Annotated in this window: 18 protein-coding genes; 6 read left to right on the top strand and 12 right to left on the bottom strand. The window is 59.6% G+C overall.

What is annotated here, in order from left to right:
* Positions 1–3 precede the first annotated feature (3 nt).
* The 6 genes from QFW87_RS23390 to QFW87_RS23365 are packed head-to-tail and all read right to left on the bottom strand — an operon-like array spanning position 4 to position 6,720.
* Positions 4–1,335, bottom strand: coding sequence for a DUF58 domain-containing protein (locus tag QFW87_RS23390; protein ID WP_283188983.1), 1,332 nt, complete (start codon positions 1,333–1,335; stop codon positions 4–6).
* Positions 1,332–2,333 carry a MoxR family ATPase gene (locus QFW87_RS23385; RefSeq protein ID WP_283181469.1) on the bottom strand — a complete coding sequence of 334 codons (1,002 nt, stop codon included), beginning with the start codon at positions 2,331–2,333 and terminating at the stop codon, positions 1,332–1,334. The genes QFW87_RS23390 and QFW87_RS23385 overlap by 4 nt, the downstream gene beginning before the upstream one ends.
* Positions 2,330–3,493: a DUF4350 domain-containing protein gene (locus tag QFW87_RS23380; protein WP_283181468.1), complete on the bottom strand. Its 1,164-nt coding sequence runs from the start codon at positions 3,491–3,493 to the stop codon at positions 2,330–2,332. The genes QFW87_RS23385 and QFW87_RS23380 overlap by 4 nt, the downstream gene beginning before the upstream one ends.
* On the bottom strand, positions 3,490–5,034 hold the full coding sequence (locus QFW87_RS23375; protein ID WP_283188982.1) for a DUF4129 domain-containing protein: 1,545 nt from the start codon (positions 5,032–5,034) through the stop codon (positions 3,490–3,492). The genes QFW87_RS23380 and QFW87_RS23375 overlap by 4 nt, the downstream gene beginning before the upstream one ends.
* Positions 5,021–5,998, bottom strand: a complete 978-nt coding sequence (locus QFW87_RS23370) for a stage II sporulation protein M (protein ID WP_283181466.1) — start codon at positions 5,996–5,998, stop codon at positions 5,021–5,023. The genes QFW87_RS23375 and QFW87_RS23370 overlap by 14 nt, the downstream gene beginning before the upstream one ends.
* Complete coding sequence (locus QFW87_RS23365; protein ID WP_283181465.1) at positions 5,995–6,720, bottom strand: RDD family protein; 726 nt, start codon at positions 6,718–6,720, stop codon at positions 5,995–5,997. The genes QFW87_RS23370 and QFW87_RS23365 overlap by 4 nt, the downstream gene beginning before the upstream one ends.
* Positions 6,721–6,903: 183 nt before the next feature.
* On the opposite strand from QFW87_RS23365, the gene sbcB reads away from it, so the two are divergent.
* Positions 6,904–8,334 (top strand): exodeoxyribonuclease I, encoded by a 1,431-nt coding sequence (sbcB, locus tag QFW87_RS23360; RefSeq protein WP_283188981.1) that lies wholly within the window; start codon positions 6,904–6,906, stop codon positions 8,332–8,334.
* A gap of 99 nt (positions 8,335–8,433) precedes the next feature.
* Here the strand turns inward: sbcB and mvaT are convergent, their stop codons facing one another.
* Positions 8,434–8,811 (bottom strand): histone-like nucleoid-structuring protein MvaT, encoded by a 378-nt coding sequence (mvaT, locus tag QFW87_RS23355; RefSeq protein ID WP_007933316.1) that lies wholly within the window; start codon positions 8,809–8,811, stop codon positions 8,434–8,436.
* A 340-nt stretch (positions 8,812–9,151) separates the two neighbouring features.
* Here mvaT and purU point away from each other — a divergent pair, with 340 nt between their 5' ends.
* Positions 9,152–10,000, top strand: a complete 849-nt coding sequence (gene purU / locus QFW87_RS23350) for a formyltetrahydrofolate deformylase (protein WP_283188980.1) — start codon at positions 9,152–9,154, stop codon at positions 9,998–10,000.
* Between the two features lie 86 nt (positions 10,001–10,086).
* Entirely contained in the window at positions 10,087–10,263 is a 177-nt protein-coding gene (locus tag QFW87_RS23345; protein ID WP_283188979.1) for a hypothetical protein, read from the top strand.
* On the opposite strand, the gene QFW87_RS23340 is transcribed toward QFW87_RS23345, so the two are convergent.
* From QFW87_RS23340 to QFW87_RS23325, 4 genes are all read right to left on the bottom strand, one after another.
* The gene (locus QFW87_RS23340) at positions 10,250–11,245 is read right to left on the bottom strand and encodes a lysylphosphatidylglycerol synthase transmembrane domain-containing protein (protein WP_283181461.1); all 996 of its coding nucleotides are present in this window, start codon (positions 11,243–11,245) and stop codon (positions 10,250–10,252) included. The genes QFW87_RS23345 and QFW87_RS23340 overlap by 14 nt on opposite strands.
* Entirely contained in the window at positions 11,242–12,018 is a 777-nt protein-coding gene (locus QFW87_RS23335) for a polysaccharide deacetylase family protein (protein ID WP_283188978.1), read from the bottom strand. Before QFW87_RS23335 ends, QFW87_RS23340 begins: the two co-directional genes overlap by 4 nt.
* Entirely contained in the window at positions 12,011–13,132 is a 1,122-nt protein-coding gene (locus tag QFW87_RS23330) for a glycosyltransferase family 1 protein (RefSeq protein WP_283188977.1), read from the bottom strand. The genes QFW87_RS23335 and QFW87_RS23330 overlap by 8 nt, the downstream gene beginning before the upstream one ends.
* 280 nt (positions 13,133–13,412) lie before the next feature.
* The gene (locus QFW87_RS23325; protein ID WP_283188976.1) at positions 13,413–15,302 is read right to left on the bottom strand and encodes a methyl-accepting chemotaxis protein; all 1,890 of its coding nucleotides are present in this window, start codon (positions 15,300–15,302) and stop codon (positions 13,413–13,415) included.
* Positions 15,303–15,491: 189 nt separating this feature from the next.
* Here QFW87_RS23325 and QFW87_RS23320 point away from each other — a divergent pair, with 189 nt between their 5' ends.
* Positions 15,492–16,979 carry a helicase HerA-like domain-containing protein gene (locus QFW87_RS23320; RefSeq protein ID WP_283181457.1) on the top strand — a complete coding sequence of 496 codons (1,488 nt, stop codon included), beginning with the start codon at positions 15,492–15,494 and terminating at the stop codon, positions 16,977–16,979.
* 124 nt (positions 16,980–17,103) lie between these two features.
* Here the strand turns inward: QFW87_RS23320 and QFW87_RS23315 are convergent, their stop codons facing one another.
* Positions 17,104–17,559: a DciA family protein gene (locus tag QFW87_RS23315; RefSeq protein ID WP_111451433.1), complete on the bottom strand. Its 456-nt coding sequence runs from the start codon at positions 17,557–17,559 to the stop codon at positions 17,104–17,106.
* A gap of 307 nt (positions 17,560–17,866) precedes the next feature.
* Between QFW87_RS23315 and secA the strand changes: the two genes are divergently transcribed.
* Together secA and argJ are read left to right on the top strand one after the other, a co-directional pair.
* Positions 17,867–20,602: a preprotein translocase subunit SecA gene (gene secA, locus QFW87_RS23310; protein WP_283181456.1), complete on the top strand. Its 2,736-nt coding sequence runs from the start codon at positions 17,867–17,869 to the stop codon at positions 20,600–20,602.
* Positions 20,603–20,724: 122 nt separating this feature from the next.
* Entirely contained in the window at positions 20,725–21,942 is a 1,218-nt protein-coding gene (gene argJ / locus QFW87_RS23305) for a bifunctional glutamate N-acetyltransferase/amino-acid acetyltransferase ArgJ (RefSeq protein WP_008147411.1), read from the top strand.
* Positions 21,943–22,089: the final 147 nt, after the last annotated feature.

The raw sequence follows: 22,089 nt of genomic DNA, 5'->3' as shown, positions 1-22,089 counted from the left end.
AGCCTAGAATGCTCCCGCTTTTTTCCAGGCCAGATAGCGCGTCACAATTTGGCTACCCAGCTCCCTGGGCCGAGCATCCACCACCGACACTCCATGAGCACTCAACCGCTCATGGAGTTCGGCTCGTTCATTCAAATAATCCACCGTCCCGCAATAAGCCAGCGCCTCCGACAAGGTTTGTACCGGCGTGTGCCGCAGCGTGTCGAGCAAGTCTTCGCGCAGACTCGCCACTAGCACCCGATGCTGTTTTCTCAGGCGTTTGACGGCGGTGAGCAGTTCTTCATCGTCTTCATCCCGCAGGTTAGTCACCAGCACCACCAGCGCCCGGCGTTTTTGCCGGGCCAGCAGTTGGCTGGCGGCGGCCTGGTAATCGGCGGGGCGTTGGGTGCTGTTGAGGTCGTAGACGGTGTTGAGCAGGACCTTGAGTTGATCGGTGCCTTTGACCGGGGCGAGGTAATGCGGTCGGTCACAGGCGAACGTACTCAGGCCTACCGCATCGCCTTGGCGCAGGGCGATGTAGCTGAGCAACAGGCAGGCATTCAGTGCGTGATCGAAATGCGCCAGTTCACCGTCCTGGCTGCGCATACGGCGGCCGCAGTCGAGCATGAAAATGATCTGCTGATCGCGCTCGTCCTGGTACTCGCGAGCAATCGGCGTGCGTTGTCGGGCGGTGGCTTTCCAGTCGATCTGCCGCAAGCTGTCGCCTTCGCGAAATTCACGCAGCTGATGAAACTCCATACCCAACCCGCGACGCTGGCGTTGGCGCACGCCAAGTTGGCTGAGCCAGTTGTCGACGGCCAGCAGTTGGCCGCCGTAGAGACGGGCGAAGTCCGGGTAAACGCGGGTGTTGTCGGCCACGTTGAGCAGGCGTTTGTCGGACCATAGACCCAATGGGCTCGGCAGGCTGAATTCGCAGTGTTCAAAGGTGAAATGACCGCGTTTGAGCGGGCGCAGGCGGTAGCCGATCAGGCTGTGCTGACCGGGTTGCAGCTCGATCGACAGTGGCAGGTTTTCGAAGCTCAGGCCTTCCGGCACGTGGTCGAAGATCTGGATGTTTAGTGGTTGATCAAAGTCATGCTCGACTTCCAGTCGCACTTCACCCCATCGACCGAGTGCAAGGCTGCCGGGCATCTGCCGTTGTACGCGGGGCGAGGGCAGTCGTTTGAGACGGAAGCCGTCGAGTATCGCCAAGGCCAGCAGCGCCAGCAGCAATCCCCAGTTGATCGACAAAAGGCTCGAAGGAACCGCGAACTCCAATGCCTGCAACGCGCCCAGCACGATACCGATGGCCAGCAATAAGGCGAGCCAGATCAGTAACAGGCGCGAGGGTTTCACAGGCGTGGCGCCGGCACTTGATCGAGCAGTTGCTTGAGCACTTGATCGACGTCCAGCCCTTCGATGTCCAGCTCCGGCGCAATCCGCACACGATGACGCAACACCGCGAGGGCGCAGCCTTTGATGTCATCCGGAATCACGAACTCGCCACCACGCAACAAGGCTCGCGCTCGAGCGCAACGCACCAGGGCAATGGAGGCCCGAGGCCCGGCGCCGAGGATCAGGCCCGGCCAGTTGCGGGTGGTGCGGGCCAGGCGCACGGCGTAATCGAGGACCTGATCGTCCAGCGGCAGATCGCTGGCAATGCGCTGCAAGGCCAGCACGTCCTTGGCTTGCAACACCGTGCGCAGCGGTTGCACGTCGAGCATGTCGGCCCGGGTCGAGCGGCTGACCTGGCGCACCATGTTCAATTCCTGCTCGGCATCGGGGTAATCCATGCGCACCTTGAGCATGAAGCGGTCGAGCTCGGCTTCCGGCAGTGGATAAGTGCCTTCCTGTTCGATAGGGTTTTGCGTGGCGAGCACCATGAACGGTTGCACGATGGGCAGGGCGCGGCCTTCGAGGGTGACTTGCCGTTCCTGCATGGCTTCGAGCAGCGCGGCCTGGGTTTTCGCCGGGGCGCGGTTTATCTCGTCGGCGAGCAAAAGGTTGGTGAACAACGGACCTTTGCGCAGTTTGAATTGCTCGGTCTGCATGTCGTACACCGCGTGCCCGGTGACGTCGCTGGGCATCAGGTCCGGGGTGAACTGGATACGTGCGAACTCACCGCCGAAGCAGCGGGCGAGGGCGCGCACCAGCAACGTCTTGCCCAGCCCCGGCACGCCTTCGAGCAGTACGTGGCCGCCGGCAATCAACGCGGTGAGGACGTCGTCGATCACGGTGTTCTGGCCGATCACGGCTTTCTGTAATTCGGTCCGTACCGCTTGGGCCAGTTGGCTGGCGCGTTGGCGTTGCTGCGCAGCGTGGCTCAGTGTGCCGGGCTCGATCTGTTCACTCATAAGGCGTTCCTCAAGGTTTGCAGGTGGGCGACCTGACGGCTGAATTCAGCGCTGGACTGCCGCTGCTTCGGTCGCGGGCTCATGGCCTGGCTGATTGCGCGTGTGGGTTGCCCGGTCAGGCGTGCGAGCACCAGCCATTGTTCGGCAACGCCGAGTTGTTCGAAACCGGGATGACGGCGCCGCACACGACGCAAGATGTCGTGCTGCAAGGCTTGCACCAAGTGCTGTTGACCGTTTCGGCGCAACATGAAATCGGCGCTGGCGCGCAGGTGTTCCTGAAGTTGGCGGCGCGCCCTTGGGGCCGGTTCCAGCAGCGGACCCTGGCGCACGCCGACGTGCCAGAAGCCAAGACCGATCAGGGCAAAAAGGGCGACCAATGCTTGGGGGAAATAGCGCAGGAGCAAGGTCAGAAGACTGTCGTGATCGGTATTGAACAGCAGGGTCACGTTCGTGTCCGCGGTCAGGTACCAGAGCAGCCAGGCGTTGTCGTATTGGTCGATGGCCGGGGTTTTCCACAGGTCGGCGTCGGTGACCACGGTGATCGAACCGAGCCCGTGATTGAGCTGCATCATGTGCGTGGCCTTGCCGCTGTTGGCCCAGGCCTGGGCGAGGTTTTTCGGGTCTTCGAGATGGAATGCGGTATCAAAACCAGCGTAGGCCGGCGCGTTTTCGTCTTCCAGATACAGCTTGGTCAGCTTGGGGTAAGGATCGTCGTCGATAGCGGGCGGCGGGTCCTTGAGGTCTTTGCTCAGCGACTGGTGCAACTGCACCCGGTCGAGCAGCAGATCATTGCTTTGGCCGGTCTTTTCATCCCACAGCGACTGGGCAACAAACAAAAGACGCCCGCCGGCCCGGGTCCAGTTCAATAGCTGATCGATCTGGCGCGGGGTCATGTTGTACCGGTCCCCGAGCAACAACAGACTGTGCTGAAGCGGCTCCAGGGTGGGCAGGATGTCGAGGCTATTGGCGTGGCTGACGGTCAGGTTCTGTTGGCGCAGGAAATGCTCGGCAGCGAGGTAAGGATTGGCCTGGGCTTCGGGTGAGGGGCCGTGATCGATGTCTGTCTGATAGGGCGTTGCCTTGACGTACAGATAAACACTCAGCGCGATCAATAGCACGGCAATGAACACGCCGACCGCCAGCCAGCGTTGCCGGTTCAACGCAACGCTCCCGGGCCGAACAAGGCTCGCCAGCCGTCACAGAGTTCCTGTTGCACATGCGCGGGAGGCAGGCGATGCCCGTAGGCCATGTTCTGCCAGTGCCCGGTCAGGTTTTTACTGAAGGCCAGCAAGGCAGGTTGTTGCAGGTGTTCGATGCGCTCCAGGACCTGGCCTTCGGTGTCGGCGGGTTTCAGCGCCATGTTGAAGTCGTGCAGCAAGTGGCTGAGCAGACCGCGATAGAGCAATCCGAGGGCTTCGCGAGGGTGGGTTTGCCAGAGGCGTTCGGCGCTGGCGGCGATGTCGGCAGGCAGGGTTTCGCGGTTGAGGTCCAGGCCGAAAGCCTGTTGCGGTAACGGCCGCGCGACCTTGCTGTTCAAGGCCGGTCGACGGCTGACGAAGGCTTGCAACCAGTCACGGTAATGCCAGATCAATAAACCAATGGCACCGATCACGACACCCCACAACACGACTTCAATCAGCGTGGCCGCTGCGCCGAAGTGTTGGTTGTCCAGAAGCTTGAGCAGCGCCTCCAGCCATTCGGTGGCGTTGTCATCGTCCGCCTTATCGACGGCGGGTTGGTCCTCGCCAAACCGATAGCGCGTGACCGTTTCCTTGTTCTTGAACGGAGGCTGATCGAGGATCGCCTTGATGCTGTCCCGGGATGCCTGACTGGTCAGTGGCTGGTCCAGCAGGCGTGGGCTGTCGGGTGAAATGACTGGCTCGGCGGCCCACACGGTTTGTGCTGTCGGCATCAACAGAAACGCCGCCAGCAGCAGGGTGACGGCGGCGCTGGTCAAGCGTTGGCGCATGCGGCGGAACACCAGCTCGATATCCCAGGCCTCCAGCACCGTGCGCCGATTCAGATAGAGGCTGAAGCCGCAGGCGACATAAACCGGTTCCCAGACAATGAGCACCAGTGCGTAAAAGGCGTTGGTCAGGTGTTCCAGCCATCGCCAGTCCTGTGAGGCGGCGGTGATCAAGGTCTGCCAGCTCCAGTCGAGTTCGACCTGTTGCGGCAAGAACATGTAGAACAGCACCATCAGGCCGATCCAAAGCGCGGTTTCCAGATGTACGCCGATGATGGTCAGCCACCGTGCGGCACCGGCGTTGCGCTGCAACAGCACCTGCAAGCGCTGTTGTCGTGGCTGCCCACTCAGCCCTTCGAGTTGCACCACCGGCATCAGGAAACTGCGACTCAGGCTCAGTCGTCGCCAGGTCAGACTCGCCAGCAGTTGCGGTTTGAGCAGCTGCGGCCATTGGTACAGCGCCTGTTTCAGGGTGGGCGTTTCGCCAAACATGGCTTTGGACAGTATGTACAGCGGCAGGCGGTCGAACGCCGGTTTCAGCCACCAGAAAATGAACACGGCGAGGGAGGGCGAATCCCACAGCACCCAACTGAGCAGCGCGAAAACCGGCAAGGTCACGATGGCCCAACTGGTCATCAGCAGGCGTCGGTGTCGCTGGCTCAGCAGGATGCCCAGGTCCATGGCTTCCCAGGTGGTGCGCGGGCGGATGACAACCGTGGCGTCACTCAGGCGCATGGCGGGTCCGTCCGGCAAACAGCAGATAAACCGCCACCAACAACCAGAGCGCTGCGCCGACCAGGTATTTGGTCATTGGCGCGACCCCGATCGTGGACGACCAGTAAGCTTCGATAAACGCCGCAATCAGCAGAAACAGCATGACCCCGCAAATCAGCAATACGCTTTTGCGCGCCGCCAACCGCAGGGCTTCGGAGCGGGGCAGGCGTCCCGGCGCGATCAATGCCCAACCCAATTGCAGGCCGGCGGCACCGGCCAGGGCGATAGCACTCAGTTCGAAGGCGCCGTGGCCAACCACGAATGACCAGAAGGTTTGCCCGTAGCCAATGTGCGTCAGGTGCCCGGCCACCGCGCCGATCATCAAACCGTTGAAGAACAGGAAATACGCGCTGCCCAAGCCAAACAACAAACCGCTGGCGAAGGCCTGAAAGGCGATGCCGATGTTGTGCATGATGTAGTAACCGAACATCACCCAGTCTTCACTGGCCGCCCGTTCCGCCGAACGCCCCAGGTGACCGGCCTCGGGGTCGTACATGCCTTGCATCTCGCTGACCTGCTCGGCCGGGATCAGGTTGTAGACCAGGTCGGGGAACAGGTACACCAGCAGTGCGATGCCGATCAGGCTGCCAAAAAACATCAGGCTGGCGGCGAGCACGAAGCGCCACTGTTCGCGCACCAGTCGCGGGAAGTCAGCCAGGATGAAGCCCAGCACGTTGGCACCCAGTCGACTGCGATGCCGATAGAGCTGTTGATGCCCACGCAAGACTTGTTGCTGTAACGAGTCGATTAGAAAGCTGCTGTAACCACGTTCCTGGGCCAGCGCCAGATGCTGGCAGAGACGACGATAATCGCTGGGGAAACCGGCGACTCGTTCTGCTTCCTTGCCTTGCTCCAGCTGTTCAAGCACGAGAGCAAATTGCTCCCATTCGGCCTTGTGGCGACTTTCGAAAAGGCTTTGCTTCATGTGGGGCCCAACAAGCCGCGGGCGATGCCATTGAGTTCGTCCACGGCCCCTGGCGCCGACACCTGCAACGGTTGCGCGAGTATGGCCGCCAGCTCTTTGACCCGTGCTTCAGAGAGTTCACCCTGGCGCTCGGCAAACCCGAGGATGGCGCGTTGTTCGGTCAGTGTCAGCGTAAAGGCCGGACGCCGGGGCTGGACGGCGGGCAGTTGTGGTCGAGCGAGCGGTTGTTCGCGGTAGATCACCAGCGTGCCGGCGGCCAGATCGCCAAGGCGCTTGAAGGTGGGATGTTGCAGGCAACTGATGGCCCCGAGGAAATAGCCGAACGGCAGCATGTCGACAAATCGCAGCAGGTTGCGCAGCAGCGAAGCAGACCAGCCGATCGGCGTGCCATCGTCCTGCACCACCCGCAGGCCCATCCATTGCTTGCCTGGCGAACGACCCTGATTGAGCACTTCGAACAGCACCATGTACCACCAGCTCACCACGAACAATAGAATCGAGCCGAGCCCTGCACCGAGTTTTCCGAGGAACGCCAGGACAATGAACAGCAGGCCGACGATCAACCCGCGCAGTCCGAGATCGATGGAGAACGCCAGCGCACGAACCATCAACCCGGCCGGGCGCAGTGGCAAGTCGATGCCTTCCGGCGTTTCGACTTGATACCGCGTATCCAGTGGCGGGGACAGCGTCGCTTTCCTTGGCAGTGCTGTGGTCTCGAGCATGGGCAACCTTGATGTGGCCTGTTCGCGATTCGATGTCCGGCCGATGCTAGCAGCCTCTAGGGGGAAAACGACATAACTATGTATTGCACGGTAAGAGGCCGGAGGTGATTGAATGACGAGATTACTGGCCGGAGCGGGATGTGAACGCCTAGACTTCGCCGATCTTCAGTTCAGGAATAGCCCGTGACCTCTATCTTCTGGTACGACTATGAAACCACTGGCATCAACCCCCGTTGCGACCGCCCGCTGCAAATGGCGGGGATTCGCACTGACTTCGATCTCAATGAAATAGACGAGCCGGTCAACCTTTACTGCCAGCCCAGTGAAGACATCCTGCCCCATCCGGCGGCCTGTGCGATCACGGGTATCACCCCCGGCCGACTGGCCGAGCAAGGCTTGAGCGAAGCCGATTTCATGACCCGGGTGCATGCCCAACTCGCTGCGCCCGGAACGTGCGGGGCGGGGTACAACACGTTGCGTTTCGATGACGAGATGACCCGTCACAGTCTTTACCGAAACTTTTTCGACCCTTATGCGCGCGAGTGGCAGGGCGGTAATAGCCGCTGGGACCTGATCGATGTGGTGCGTGCAGCCTATGCCTTGCGCCCTGACGGCATCGTTTGGCCGACAGACGACGAGGGGCGGATAACGCTCAAACTCGAACGCCTGACCGCCGCCAATGGCATTGATCACGGAAATGCTCACGAAGCGCTTTCGGACGTTCGCGCCACTATCGCCCTGGCGCGTCTGATCCGGGAAAAGCAGCCGAAGTTGTATGACTGGTTGTTTCAGTTGCGCGGTAAACAAAAGGTGATGGATCAGATTCGTCTGTTGCAGCCGATGGTGCACATCTCGGGGCGCTTTTCAGCGGCGCGCAATTATGTCGGTGTGGTGCTGCCTTTGGCCTGGCACCCGCGAAACAAGAACGCCTTGATTGTCTGTGACCTGCACCTGGATCCTCAGGGCTTGCTCGATCTTGATGCCGACACCTTGCGCCAACGGCTGTATACCCGCCGCGATGACTTGGCCGAGGGCGAGTTGCCGGTGCCGCTCAAACTTATCCACATCAATAAATGCCCGGTGGTGGCGCCGTTGTCGGTACTTCGCTCTGAAGATCAGCAACGTTTGGGGCTGGATATGTCGCTCTACCAAGAGCGCGCGCTGCGGCTAAGTGACGCACAAACAGTTTGGCGAGATAAAGTTCAGGCGATTTACGCCAGCGAAGATTTCACCCCGAGCCAAGACCCTGAGCAACAGTTATACGATGGTTTTATCGGTGATCGGGATCGGCGCCTATGTGAGCAAGTCAGGTCTGCCGATCCTGCTCAATTAGCGCAACAACAATGGCCTTTCGATGATGAACGCTTGCCGGAATTATTGTTTCGATATCGCGCACGCAACTTCCCCGATACGTTGAGTTTCGAAGAGCAAGAACGCTGGCGAATATTCTGTCAGCAACGTTTGTCAGCCCCCGAGTGGGGGGCGCCAAATACGCTGGAAACTTTTGTAGACGCCGCAGCCCAATGGAGTATTGCGGCTACATCGTTTCAGCGAGAGGTGCTGAATGAATGGCAGAATTATGTCGAAGGATTACGCAAACGTTTGAATCTTTGAAATCGAAAATGTCCGGGGTTGAATTCCGGGCATAAAAAAACGCCAGCAGATGCTGGCGTTCTTTTTTGTCGCGGATGAGTTCGCGACAAGCGCTGCGGCTTAACCCAGCAGGGTAGCCCAGCCTTCAACCACGTCACCGCCCCACTTGGCTTTCCACTCTTTCAGAGTTTTGTGGTTGCCACCTTTGGTTTCGATGACTTCACCGTTGTGCGGGTTTTTGTATTGTTTAACTTTGCGAGCACGCTTGGTACCAGTAGTTTTTACTGCGCCGCCGCGTGGTGCTTTGGTTTTGGACTCTGGATCCAATAGCGCAATGATGTCACGCAGAGACTTGGAGTACTCGCCCATCAGGGTGCGCAGTTTGCCTTCGAATTCCAGCTCGGTTTGCAGTTTGTCGTCTTGGGACAGGTTCTTCAAACGGGCTTGCAGCTCTTTGATAGCTTCTTCGGTGGCGCGATATTCGTTGATCAAGGACATGAGGACTACCTTATGTTGGGGCGCTGGATGGCAGGTGACAGTGCGGCAATAATAGTCAGGGTGTTTCACCAAGTAAACATTTAACCGGAGTTTTATTTAAATTAGTTACGGTGAATAGGGCATAAATTGCCGGTGTAGTTAAATAGTGTGATGCAGTCTTCACGAATATTCACAATTGGGCACTTGAAGATTGGCAACAGGAACACCATCGCGCGGGTTGCAGCTGCTGCCAGAACCTGTGCCGCTTACCTTTGTGTCGGGTAAAACGTCATCAATACTGCAGTTTTGCTGCGCAATCGCTAGAATGGCCGCCTTTGCGAAGTTCTGGAGTTTGACCCTCATGCGCACTTTTCGGCTGGTGATTGCTTGCCCGGACCGCGTCGGCATCGTTGCTAAAGTCAGTAACTTTCTGGCGTCACATAACGGCTGGATCACTGAAGCGAGCCATCACTCGGACAATCTCAGTGGCTGGTTCTTCATGCGTCACGAAATTCGTGCCGATTCGCTGCCCTTCGGTATCGATGCCTTTCGCGAAGCGTTTGCACCGATTGCCGAAGAGTTCGCGATGAACTGGCGCATCACCGATACCGAGCAGAAAAAGCGCGTGGTACTGATGGCCAGTCGCGAGTCTCACTGCCTCGCCGACTTGTTGCACCGCTGGCACAGTGATGAGTTGGATTGCGAAATTTCCTGCGTGATTTCCAACCATGACGACTTGCGCAGCATGGTCGAGTGGCACGGGATTCCGTATTACCACGTACCGGTCAATCCGCAGGATAAAGAGCCGGCATTCGCCGAAGTCTCGCGCCTGGTCAAACAGCACGATGCCGAAGTGGTCGTACTTGCCCGCTACATGCAAATCCTGCCGCCCGAGTTGTGCCGTGAATATGCTCACAAGGTCATCAACATTCACCACAGCTTCCTGCCGTCGTTCGTCGGTGCCAAGCCGTATCACCAGGCATCGATGCGTGGCGTGAAGTTGATCGGCGCTACTTGCCACTACGTGACCGAAGAGCTGGATGCCGGTCCGATCATCGAACAGGACGTCGTTCGCGTCAGCCACAGTGACAGCATCGACGACATGGTGCGTTTCGGTCGGGACGTCGAAAAGATGGTGCTGGCCCGTGGTCTGCGTTATCACCTGGAAGATCGGGTGCTGGTGCACGGCAACAAAACCGTCGTGTTCTGATAGCCATACAACACAATTGAAATTCGAAGGGCCTGGGCGTTCAATCGCTTCAGGCCCTTCGCCGTTTCTGCACTGAGGACATGACCATGGCCGATCCACTCGACAAAGCGACATCCAAGGCTCCTGCCACGTTGGGCGAAGGGTGTCTGAGTCGTTACGACCCGGATGACATGAGCCGCGAAGACGGCACGGAGTTTCCCGGTGCTGCCGAGTTGTGGGAACAGTTGCAGAAAGAGCCCGACGATAAAACTAAGCCTGTTTGAACTTCATCAACTTCTTCAGCAGCGGCCGCCCAAGCATCAGCAAAAATACCGGCCCGCCGACGACCAGATAAAAGTAATAGGTCACCGCCCGCCAGATCAGAATCGCCGCCGCGGCGGTGGATTTCCCCACCATCGGCGCCAGCAGCGCCGCCGACGTCAACTCCGCCGCCCCGGCACCGCCCGGCAACAGGCTGAACTGCCCCGCACTTAGCGAAAGCATCTGGATCAGAAAGCTCCAGGCCCACTGCAAATCCGCCCCGAGCCCACGCAACGCCAGATACAGCACGCTATAGCGCAAGATCCAATGCAGGCACGTCAGGGCAAACACCGTGATGAGCGTCTGAAAGGGCAGCTTCAGTGTGTCCGTGAACGCCGCCAGAAAGTGCAGGAGTTTTCGCGCCCAGCGTACGCGCGTGGTGGCTTTGACATTCAGGCGGGCGAGCAATCGACCGCTCAGACGAATCAGCATTCGATGGTAGCGGGCGACCACCACGCAACTGAACAACCCGCCGAACATCGAAATGGCGCTGACGGTCAGCAGCCATTCCATGCGTTGGCTGAGGTGCTGGAACAACGCGTAAATCAGGATCCCGCTCAGCGCGCAGAGAAAAAACAGCAAATCGCTCAGCTGATCCATGGCAAACACGGCGCTGCCCCTGGCTGGACGCACGCCATTGCGCGCCAACAACGCCATGATCGTCAGTGGGCCGCCGCTGCCGCCGGGGGTAGCGCAATAAGCGAACTCGGCGGCCATCACTACCCCGAGGCTTCTGAGCGGGCCCACCTTGTCGCGCTGATCCCCGAGCAACAGGCGCAAGCGCATCGTGTTCAGCACCCAGCACAGCAGGATCATGCCGAACATGATCAGCAGCCATTGCAGTGGAAAGCTTCGCAGCCGATACCAGGTTTCGTTACCACCCAACAGCGACGGAATCAGCACCGCAGCGAGCAGCGCGACGAGCAGCAGTATCCCGCGACTCATGCGGCGCGACCCATACGGTCGCTTTGCAGCGCCAGCCAGCGTGCCTTGGTCATCGGCACACGTCCCTCGTCGAGCAAGCGCTTGAGGGTTTGCAGCCAGTAAGTGCGCGAGAACCCATGGCGCATATCCACCGGGTGCAAGCCAAGACGAATCACCGGTGCTTGCTGCCAGCGTTGTTCGCGTTGATCGTTGACGAGCTTCGACAGCCCTCGGCGCCAGGCACTGCGCGCACTCCAGACCAGGCCTGGCGCATCAACGGCGGTAAAGTCCGGTAGACGATACAGATGCTGCGGATCGCTGGTGTAACTCAGGGGTAACTGACGCAAGGCCTGGCGCGTCCCTTCGCTCATCAACCAGGCCGGAGAAACGAAGCCCTCCAGCGGCCAGTGATAACGGTGGAACACTTCGATGCCGGCGCGCAGGCGGGCAAGAGCGGCTTCTTGAGACAGGCTGTAAAACTCGCCTTCGTGGGTGTAAATCCGGCGCATGAACCAGTCTCGTGGAGTAGTGGGAGTGGGCTCTTCATCGCAATGAAAGTAACCGTGCAATGCCAGTTCGTCACCTCGGGCGATACGACGGGTGAGCAAACGTCGAAATCCCGGATGCTCCTCCAGATCGTTGTGCTTGTGGAAATTGGGCACCACCAACCAGGTCATCGGCACCTCGCCCAGGGCGTCGACGGCTTCGATAAAGGGTTGGTAATCGGCCCAGGTTTGCGGTGCGACGTCGTGCAGGACGAGTATCAGACTGGGCGGGTTCATGGGCTCAACCACTGGCGGTCAGCGGCAAGTGGCTGCCAAGTACGGCGCGATAATGCCCCAGCAGGCTGTTGACCACCGTGTCCCAAGAGTAATGCCGCTCGACATGGCTGCGGGCCTGTTTGCCCAACACGACGCTGCCCGAGCTGAACAGTTCGCGAACGGCGTCGGCCATCGCCAATGGATTATTCGGCGGGCAGAGCAGGCCGCATTGCTCGGTGATGATTTCCTGAAAGGCCCCGGCCGCCACGGCCACCACCGGAATGCCACTGGCCATGGCTTCAAGAACCACCAGGCCAAAGGTTTCCTGATCACCGGCGTGCAGCAGCGCATCGGCGCTGGCCATCAATCGCGCCACGTGTGCCGCCGGACAGAACTCACCGATCACGGTAACGTTGTCGGGCACTGCGGCCGGCATCGACGAACCTACCAGCAGGAGGTGATAGCGTGGGCCAAGGCGTTTCATGCAGTCGAGCAGCACCGGCAGGTTTTTTTCCTTGGAGCCGCGCCCGGCGAAGATCAGCAAATGAGTGTTTTCATCTATGCCCAGTTCGGCCCGCAGGCCCGTGTCTCGTGCCGTGGGATTGAAGGTTTGCAAGTCGACGCCCAGCGGTTGCACGAAAACGTTCTTCACCCCGAGCCCGATCAGTTTGTCGGCCATGACCTGGCTGGGTGCCAGAACCCGATCGAAGTTGCCATAGAGCTTGCTGACATAGGCTTCGACGTTGGTGGTGACCCAGTTGCCCATGCGATTGCTGACCAGCAGCGGCAGGTCCGAATGGTAAAAGCCGATCACCGGGACATCGAGTTGCCGCCGGGCGTCGAGGGCCGCCCATGCGGTGAGGTAGGGGTCGCCGACTTCGATCAGATCGGGCTGTAAATCCTGCAGAACATTGCGCCAAGGCGCGAGACGGAGGGGGAAACGATAACCTTTGCCGAAGGGCAGGGCGGGGGCCGGAACCGTGTAAACGCCATCCTGTTCACTCAAGTAAGCCCCAGGAATCAGCAGACTGTGGCGAATGCCCGGCTTGATGCTCAGGCGACGGTGCTTTGCATCCAGATAAGTGCGCACGCCACCGCTGGCAGGGGCGTAGAACATGGTTATGTCAGCGATATGCACGATGAACATCCCTCCGGTCCGTTGGGCTCCCTAGGTTGACCTTTATGAAGGATAGATGTTCGGTTGGGGTTTTGTGGTGGGGTGTCGCGCCCCCTCACCCTAACCCTCTCCCCAGGGGGCGAGGGGACTGACCGAGTTGTTCTTGGAGCTACATCGACAGACCTGAAAGTCCAAGTCGAACTCAGGTTTTGAAAAGCTTGCGATCGGCTCCCTTTCCCCTCTCCCCGCTGGGGAGAGGGCTGGGGTGAGGGGTGGTTCTGCGCTTCAACGCCTATCCACCATCGAACCCTCAGATCCGGAAACTGCCTACCAACTGTTTCAACCGCGCCGCCTGCTGCTCAAGATCCGAACACGCCCGCAACGTCGACTGCAGGTTTTCCACCCCTTCCTGATTCAGTGTGTTGATCTCGGTAATGTCGACGTTGATCGACTCCACCACCGCCGTCTGTTCCTCGGTCGCCGTCGCCACCGACTGATTCATCCCGTCAATCTCGCCAATACGCAACGTCACGCTGTTCAAACGCTCACCGGCCAGGTTGGCGATTTCGACGCTGTCCTGACTGTGGCGCTGGCTCTCGCTCATGGTGCTGACGGATTCGCGAGCGCCGATTTGCAGCTCCTCGATCATGGTCTGCACTTGTTGCGCCGATTCCTGAGTGCGGTGCGCCAGGTTGCGCACTTCATCGGCCACCACGGCAAAACCACGTCCGGCTTCACCGGCGCGCGCCGCTTCGATGGCCGCGTTGAGCGCCAGCAAGTTGGTTTGCTGGGAGATGCTGGTGATCACTTCGAGAATCTGCCCGATGTTCACGGTTTTGCTGTTCAGCGATTCAATGTTGGTGCTCGAGGCGCTGAGCATGCTCGACAGTTGATTCATCGCGGCAATGCTGCGATCCACCACTTGCTGACCATCTTCGGCCAGGCTGCGGGCATCGCTGGCCTGACTCGATGCTTGCGCTGCGTTACGGGCGATTTCCTGAGCGGCGGCGCCGAGCTGGTTGATCGCCGCGGCCACGCTGCTGGTGCGCGAAGCCTGTTGGTCGGAGTTGAACATCGACGAGTTCGAGGCGGCCACGACACGCAGAGCCACTTCGTTGACTTGCCCGGTGGCCGACGACACTTCGCGGATCGAACCGTGAATGCGTTCCACGAAGCGGTTGAACGCGGTACCGAGGACACCGAATTCATCGTTGTTCTGGATGGTCAGGCGTTTGGTCAGGTCGCCTTCGCCGTCGGCGATGTCCGCCATGGCGCGGGTCATGACGTGCAGCGGCTGGATCAGGATGCGGATCAGCATGCCCAGCAGAGCGATGATGATGGCCACGGCAATGATCGTCGCAACGACCGCCGAGGCGCGGAATTCGGTGAGCATCGAGAAGGCTTTGTCTTTGTCCACCGACAGACCGATGTACCAGTTGACCGATGGCAGGCCTTTGATCGGGGTGAAGGTGACGATGCGGGTTTTGCCGTCGACTTCCACTTCACTGAAGTCGCTGCTCAGGCGCGGGGTATTTTTCGGGTACGCCTCGCTCAGGGACTTCATCACCAGCGCTTTGTCCGGGTGGACCAGGATTTTGCCGTCGGCGCTGACCAGAAACGCATAGCCCATGCCGTTGAAGTCGCGGGCGCTGAGGGTGTCGATCAGGGTTTGCAGGCTCAAGTCGCCGCCCACCACACCCACGCTTTGCCCGGCCTTTTTCGAGGCGGTGGCGATCGAGATGATGGTCTGGCCGGTGGCTGCGTCGATGTAGGGTTCGGTGAGGGTGGCGGTGCTGCTGCTTTCGGCGCCTTTGTACCAAGGGCGAACCCGTGGGTCGAAGCCATCGGGCATCTTCGCATCCGGGCGGATGGTGAAGTGGCCGGTGGCGTCGCCCAGGTAGGACGCCATGAAGGTCGACGTCAGGGCTTTCTGCTCAAGCAGGCTGGAGACGGTGGCCTGTTCGGGGTTGATGGCGATGTTCTGGGCGAGGTTGTCGATCAGCAGGATACGACCGGCAAGCCAGGTCTGGATGTTGTTGGCGGTGACGTCTCCCATCTCATTGAGGTAGTTATCCAGGTCTTCGCGAATGGCGTTGCGCTGCAAATAATCGTTGTACAGCGTGAACGAGGCGAAGGCGGCAATGACGATGAGGGCGGCGGCAAGCAGGATTTTATGGCTGAAGCGCAGATTTTTATTCATGGCTCGGGGTGTCCGCTAAGGTCTTATTGTTCGGGGCGCGTTGCTGTTAATGCGCGCAAAATGAGTGCGCAATGGAGCGAGTCGGTAATTCCTGCTCTCCATAGGGGAATGTCGGACCTTGCTTTCAATTGGGTCTCTCGCTTATTTCTATCGGCCGTGAAGGATCAAAGATTAACCATGGGGGACAAAATGCCTGACTCATTGCAACTCGTTATCGGTGCCGACCTCGCCGGGCAGCCCATTGCCCAGGCCATGCGTCTGGCGAACCGTCATGGTTTGGTCGCGGGCGCTACCGGGACGGGCAAAACCGTCACCTTGCAACGGATGGCCGAAGCATTCAGCGATGCCGGCGTGGCGGTGTTCGCCGCCGATATCAAGGGTGACCTGTGTGGTCTGGGCGCCGCCGGCAACCCTCAAGGCAAAGTCGCCGAGCGGATCGCCGGGATGCCCTGGCTGAATCACACGCCTCAAGCGTATCCGGTGACCCTGTGGGACATTCACGGTCAGTCCGGTCATCCGTTGCGCACAACCTTGAGCGAAATGGGGCCGTTATTGATTGGCAGCCTGCTGGAGCTGACTGACAGTCAACAGTCAGCGCTGTACGCCGCGTTCAAGGTGGCGGACCGTGAAGGGCTGTTGCTGCTGGACCTCAAGGATCTGAAGGCGCTGCTCAATCACTTGCGTGACAACCCCGAATTACTGGGTGACGACGCCGCGCTGCTGACCACCGGCTCCAGTCAGGCGCTGTTGCGGCGTCTGGCGACCCTGGAACAGCAGGGCGCCGAAGCGCTGTTCGGTGAGCCGGCGCTGCAACTCGAAGATATTCTGCAGCCGACCGCCGAGGGCCGCGGGCGCATTCATTTGCTCGATGCCAGCCGTCTGGTTCACGAAGCGCCGAAGGTCTACGCAACGTTCCTGTTGTGGCTGCTGGCCGAACTGTTCGAGCAATTGCCGGAGCGCGGCGATTCGGACAAACCGCTGCTGGCGCTTTTTTTCGACGAAGCGCATTTATTGTTCGCCGGTACGCCAAAGGCTTTGCAGGATCGTCTTGAGCAAGTGGTGCGGCTGATACGCTCAAAAGGCGTTGGCGTGTATTTCGTTACCCAATCGCCGGGCGACTTGCCGGATGACGTGCTGGCTCAGCTCGGTTTGCGCATTCAGCATGGCTTGCGCGCGTTCACCGCCAAGGAACAGAAATCCCTGCGAGCGGTGGCCGAAGGCTTCCGGCCGAACCCGGCGTTCGATGCCTTGTCGGTGCTGACCGAGCTTGGGATTGGCGAGGCGCTGGTCGGTACGTTGCAGGACAAGGGCACGCCGGAGATGGTCCAGCGGGTGTTGGTGGCACCGCCGCAATCGCGGATCGGGCCACTGAGCGATACTGAACGCACAGTGCTGATCTCGGGGTCGCCATTCAAGGGGCGGTATGACAAACCCGTTGATCGCGAATCGGCTTATGAAGTGTTGATGGGGCGCAAAGGGTTGGCGCCAGAGCCTGACGCTGTTCCGGGAAAAACGGCAGTCGAAGAGCCAAGCTTCACCGACAAGGCCGGGGAATTCCTCGGCACCGCGGCGGGGCAGGCACTGAAATCAGCGATGCGCCAGGCGGCCAATCAATTGGGCCGACAGTTGGTACGCGGCTTGATGGGCTCGCTGCTCGGAGGCAACAAACGCCGCTGAACATCTGGCTGGGTGCAATCAATGTGGGAGCGAGCCTGCTCGCGAAAGCGGTAGATCAGACAACATCTATGTTGAATGTCAGGCCGCCTTCGCGAGCAGGCTCGCTCCCACATTGGGTTCTATGTCATGCCTTGGGTTTGGCGTGCGCCGCCAACCGCTCCAGCGCCGCCCGCAGATTCGGATCGCTAATGCCATCGGCCGTGGCCTGAATGGTCGCGCCTGCGTCCGTCGACAAGCTGATGGTATGGCCGGCGGCCCCTTGCTGAACCGTGGGCGGTTGAACCTTGAACAGAATCCGCGTCAGGCTGGCGAATTCGTCGAACATCTGTAGTTGCCGTTGCAGACGCTTTTGCTGATAACGCAGGCGGGTTGCCCAATGACCGTCGGTCACTATCAGCAACAAACTGCCTTCGCGCCACGACGCCACATGGCAATGCTCGCGGGCGGCGGGCTGCAATTGGCTTTCCAGCAGGCGTTGTAAATGACCCAGGCGTTGAGCGTGGCCGAAGATGGCTTTCAGCGGTTTGGCTTCGCGAAGCAGGACGGCGGGTGCTCTGGCCGTAAGAGGGCGAAATGCCATGATCAGACACCTGAAGTAACAGAGCCGCCATGGTAGCAGAAAGCACCGGATGCACCCGAGCCATTGCTTTGCGAGCGCTTTACCCATTAAATCAACAAGTAACTTGTGCCGTGAATGGCTTGAAGTTCAGCAAAAAGCCCTTATTTTAAGTGAGCCCCGTCACAACGCTGTGCCAGCATCGTGGAACAACGCCACTTTCCTCACCATCGTTTCCGGGTAGAATGCTCGTTCGCATGCGGCCATGAGGGCTGCTCGGGCGACTCACGGGGCCGCCCTCCATCCCTTTAGTGTGGAAGATCCTGCCGATATGTTTGCGCCTTTGTTAAAGAAACTTTTTGGAAGCAAGAACGAGCGTGAAGTCAAACGCATGCTCAAGACGGTGCAACTCGTCAATGCCTTCGAAGAGCAAATGGTGGCCCTTTCGGACGATCAATTGCGTGCCAAGACAGATGAGTTCAAGGCCCGCATCGCCAAAGGGGAAACCCTCGACAAGCTGCTGCCAGAAGCCTTTGCGGTCGCCCGCGAAGCCGGCAAGCGCGTCATGGGTATGCGCCACTTCGACGTCCAGTTGATCGGCGGCATGACCTTGCATGAAGGCCAGATCGCGGAAATGCGTACCGGTGAAGGCAAGACCCTGGTGGCAACACTGGGCGTTTACCTCAACGCACTGTCCGGCAAGGGCGTGCACGTTGTGACGGTGAACGACTACCTGGCCCGTCGTGACGCCAACTGGATGCGTCCGCTCTACGAATTCCTCGGGATGACGGTCGGCGTGGTGACGCCATTCCAGCCGCCGGAAGAGAAGCGTGCGGCCTATGCTGCCGACATCACCTACGGCACCAACAACGAATACGGTTTCGACTACCTGCGCGACAACATGGCGTTCAGCATGGAAGAAAAATTCCAGCGCGAACTCAATTTTGCCGTGATCGACGAAGTCGACTCCATCCTCATCGACGAAGCCCGTACCCCGCTGATCATTTCCGGTCAGGCCGAGGACAGCTCCAAGCTGTACATCGAGATCAACAAACTGATCCCGCAGCTGGAATTGCACATCGAAGAAGTTGAAGGCGAAGTCACCAAGGCCGGCCACTACACCGTCGACGAGAAGACCCGTCAGGTTGAGCTCAACGAAGCCGGTCACCAGTTCATCGAAGACATGCTGACCCGCGTTGGCCTGCTGGCTGAAGGCGAGAGCCTGTACTCTTCGCATAACCTGGGCCTGCTGACCCACGTTTATGCCGGTCTGCGTGCGCACAAGCTGTTCAATCGCAACGTCGAATACATCGTGCAGGATGGCCAGGTCGTTCTGGTCGACGAACACACCGGTCGTACCATGCCGGGTCGCCGTCTGTCCGAAGGCCTGCACCAGGCCATCGAAGCCAAGGAAAACCTGAACATTCAGGCCGAAAGCCAGACCTTGGCCTCGACCACGTTCCAGAACTACTTCCGTCTGTACAACAAGCTGTCCGGCATGACCGGTACCGCCGACACCGAAGCGTTCGAGTTCCACCAGATCTACGGTCTGTCGGTGATGGTTATCCCGCCGAACAAACCGCTGGCGCGTAAAGACTACAACGACCTGGTGTTCCTGACCGCCGAAGAGAAATACGCGGCGATCATCACCGACATCAAGGAATGCATGACCCAGGGCCGTCCGGTGCTGGTGGGTACTGCAACCATCGAAACTTCCGAGCACATGTCCAGTCTGCTCGAGAAGGAAGGCATCGAACACAAGGTCCTCAACGCCAAGTTCCACGAAAAAGAAGCCGAGATCATTGCCCAGGCCGGTCGCCCAGGCGCACTGACCATCGCCACCAACATGGCCGGTCGTGGTACCGACATTCTGTTGGGCGGTAACTGGGAAGTAGAAGTGGCAACCCTGGAAGACCCGACCCCTGAGCAGATTGCCCAGATCAAGGCCGACTGGCAGAAACGTCACCAGCAAGTGCTCGAATCGGGCGGTTTGCAGGTGATTGCTTCCGAGCGTCACGAATCGCGCCGTATCGACAACCAGCTGCGTGGTCGTGCCGGTCGTCAGGGTGACGCTGGTTCCAGCCGTTTCTACCTGTCGCTGGAAGACAGCCTGATGCGCATCTTCGCCTCTGATCGGGTGAAGAACTTCATGAAGGCCCTGGGCATGCAGCCTGGCGAGGCGATCGAGCACCGCATGGTGACCAACGCCATCGAGAAGGCTCAGCGCAAGGTTGAAGGCCGCAACTTCGACATTCGTAAGCAACTGCTCGAGTTCGACGACGTCAACAACGAACAACGTAAAGTGATTTATCACATGCGTAACAGTTTGTTGGCCGCCGACAACATCGGTGAAACCATCGCCGACTTCCGTCAGGACGTGCTCAACGCAACCGTCAGCGCACACATTCCACCGCAATCGCTGCCTGAGCAGTGGGACGTTGCCGGTCTGGAAGCGGCGTTGCAGAGCGACTTCGGTGTGGCGCTGCCGATCCAGAAATGGCTCGACGAAGACGACCACCTGTACGAAGAAACCCTGCGCGAGAAGCTCATGACCGAGCTGCTGGCCGCGTACAACGAGAAAGAAGAGCAGGCAAGCGCCGAAGCGCTGCGCACCTTCGAGAAGCAAATCGTTCTGCGTGTGCTCGACGACCTGTGGAAAGATCACCTGTCGACCATGGATCACCTGCGTCATGGTATCCACTTGCGTGGTTATGCACAGAAGAACCCGAAGCAAGAGTACAAGCGCGAGTCCTTCACACTGTTCTCCGAGCTGCTGGATTCGATCAAGCGCGACTCGATCCGTGTGCTGTCCCACGTTCAGGTTCGCCGCGAAGATCCGATCGAAGAAGAACAACGCCTGCGTCAGGAAGCCGAAGCACTGGCTGCGCGCATGCAGTTCCAGCACGACGAAGCACCGGGGCTTGAGCAACCGGAACTGCTGGGTGAAGAGGTCGATGTCGCCCTTGCCACCGCGCCGGTACGCAATGAACAGAAGCTGGGCCGTAACGAACTTTGCTACTGCGGTTCGGGCAAGAAGTTCAAGCATTGCCACGGGCAGATCCAGTAAAACCCGTTTCATACGCTGAAATACCCGCGCCGCGACCGGCTTATGCCGTCGCGGCGTTTTGCCATTTAAACCACCGTTCTTCCTGAAAGCGGTGCTGACATCATTTATTAAGGAGCGCATTCATGGCTGTTGGTCTTGGTCCTTTGCCAACGTTGCACCCGGTTGCCGGTTTTGAACTCGGTATCGCCTCGGCTGGCATCAAGCGCCCGGGGCGCAAGGATGTTGTGGTCATGCGCTGTGCCGAAGGCTCCACGGTCGCTGGCGTGTTCACCCTGAACGCTTTTTGCGCGGCTCCCGTGATCCTGGCCAAGCAGCGTGTGCAAGGTCCGGTGCGTTACCTGTTGACCAATACCGGTAATGCGAACGCCGGCACTGGCGAACCAGGCCTTGCCGCCGCCGAGCGTACCTGCGCCAAACTGGCTGAGCTGACCGGCGTCGACGCCAGCCTGGTGCTGCCGTACTCCACCGGTGTGATCGGCGAGCCGCTGCCGGTCGAGAAAATCGAAGGGGCTCTACAAGCCGCCCTCGACGACCTGTCGGTCAACAACTGGGAAGCTGCCGCCACCGGCATCATGACCACCGATACCCTGCCAAAAGGTGCCAGCCGCCAGTTCCAGCATGACGGCGTGACCATCACCGTCACCGGTATCAGCAAAGGCGCGGGCATGATCCGCCCGAACATGGCGACCATGCTCGGTTACATCGCCACCGACGCCAAAGTCTCCCGCGATGTGCTGCAAAACCTGCTGCTGGACGGTGCCAACAAGTCGTTCAACCGCATCACCATCGACGGCGACACCTCGACCAATGACTGCTGCATGCTGATCGCCACCGGTCAGGCAGCACTGCCGGAAATCACTGAAGCCAGCGGTGATTTGTTCGCCAAGCTGAAACAGGCCGTGTTCGAAGTGTGCATGGACGTGGCTCAGGCCATCGTTCGTGACGGCGAAGGCGCGACCAAGTTCGTGACCGTTGAAGTCAACGGCGGCGGCAATCACCAGGAATGCCTGGACGTCGGTTACACCGTGGCTCACTCGCCGCTGATCAAGACCGCACTGTTCGCCTCCGACCCGAACTGGGGCCGCATTCTGGCCGCCGTCGGCCGTGCTGGCGTACCGAACCTGGACGTGAGCAAGATCGACGTGTTCCTCGGTGAAGTGTGCATCGCCAGCCGTGGCGCTCGCGCATCGACCTACACCGAAGCCCAGGGTGCGGCCGTGATGCAGCAGGAAGAAATCACGATCCGTATCGAGCTGGGGCGCGGTGATTGCAGCGAAACCATCTGGACCACTGACCTGTCCCACGAATACGTGAAAATCAACGCCGAGTACCGTACTTAAGACCGAGTCGCTCCATTCGCGAGCAGGCTCGCTCCCACAGGGTATTGAGGTGTACACAAACCCAATGTGGGAGCGAGCCTGCTCGCGAAAGCGGTCTGTCAGTCACTATACAGACTGGCTTGTTCCCTCCATCAAAAGGTCCCGAAC

Origin of the sequence: Pseudomonas sp. PMCC200344 (assembly GCF_030053095.1) — a bacterium.
GTDB lineage: Bacteria > Pseudomonadota > Gammaproteobacteria > Pseudomonadales > Pseudomonadaceae > Aquipseudomonas > Aquipseudomonas svalbardensis.
The sequence above is the reverse complement of the archived record's forward strand: the minus strand, read 5'-3'. Positions and strand labels throughout refer to the sequence as shown.

Bases quoted from the DNA above. Each gene is read 5' to 3' on its own strand.
- QFW87_RS23315 (WP_111451433.1), bottom strand. From the start codon at position 17,559: ATGGCATTTCGCCCTCTTACGGCCAGAGCACCCGCCGTCCTGCTTCGC.
- QFW87_RS23370 (WP_283181466.1), bottom strand. From the start codon at position 5,998: ATGAAGCAAAGCCTTTTCGAAAGTCGCCACAAGGCCGAATGGGAGCAA.
- QFW87_RS23320 (WP_283181457.1), top strand. From the start codon at position 15,492: ATGCCTGACTCATTGCAACTCGTTATCGGTGCCGACCTCGCCGGGCAG.
- QFW87_RS23340 (WP_283181461.1), bottom strand. From the start codon at position 11,245: ATGAGTCGCGGGATACTGCTGCTCGTCGCGCTGCTCGCTGCGGTGCTG.
- QFW87_RS23375 (WP_283188982.1), bottom strand. From the start codon at position 5,034: ATGCGCCTGAGTGACGCCACGGTTGTCATCCGCCCGCGCACCACCTGG.
- QFW87_RS23325 (WP_283188976.1), bottom strand. From the start codon at position 15,302: ATGAATAAAAATCTGCGCTTCAGCCATAAAATCCTGCTTGCCGCCGCC.
- mvaT (WP_007933316.1), bottom strand. From the start codon at position 8,811: ATGTCCTTGATCAACGAATATCGCGCCACCGAAGAAGCTATCAAAGAG.
- QFW87_RS23385 (WP_283181469.1), bottom strand. From the start codon at position 2,333: ATGAGTGAACAGATCGAGCCCGGCACACTGAGCCACGCTGCGCAGCAA.
- argJ (WP_008147411.1), top strand. From the start codon at position 20,725: ATGGCTGTTGGTCTTGGTCCTTTGCCAACGTTGCACCCGGTTGCCGGT.
- purU (WP_283188980.1), top strand. From the start codon at position 9,152: ATGCGCACTTTTCGGCTGGTGATTGCTTGCCCGGACCGCGTCGGCATC.
- secA (WP_283181456.1), top strand. From the start codon at position 17,867: ATGTTTGCGCCTTTGTTAAAGAAACTTTTTGGAAGCAAGAACGAGCGT.
- QFW87_RS23365 (WP_283181465.1), bottom strand. From the start codon at position 6,720: ATGCTCGAGACCACAGCACTGCCAAGGAAAGCGACGCTGTCCCCGCCA.
- QFW87_RS23330 (WP_283188977.1), bottom strand. From the start codon at position 13,132: ATGTTCATCGTGCATATCGCTGACATAACCATGTTCTACGCCCCTGCC.
- QFW87_RS23345 (WP_283188979.1), top strand. From the start codon at position 10,087: ATGGCCGATCCACTCGACAAAGCGACATCCAAGGCTCCTGCCACGTTG.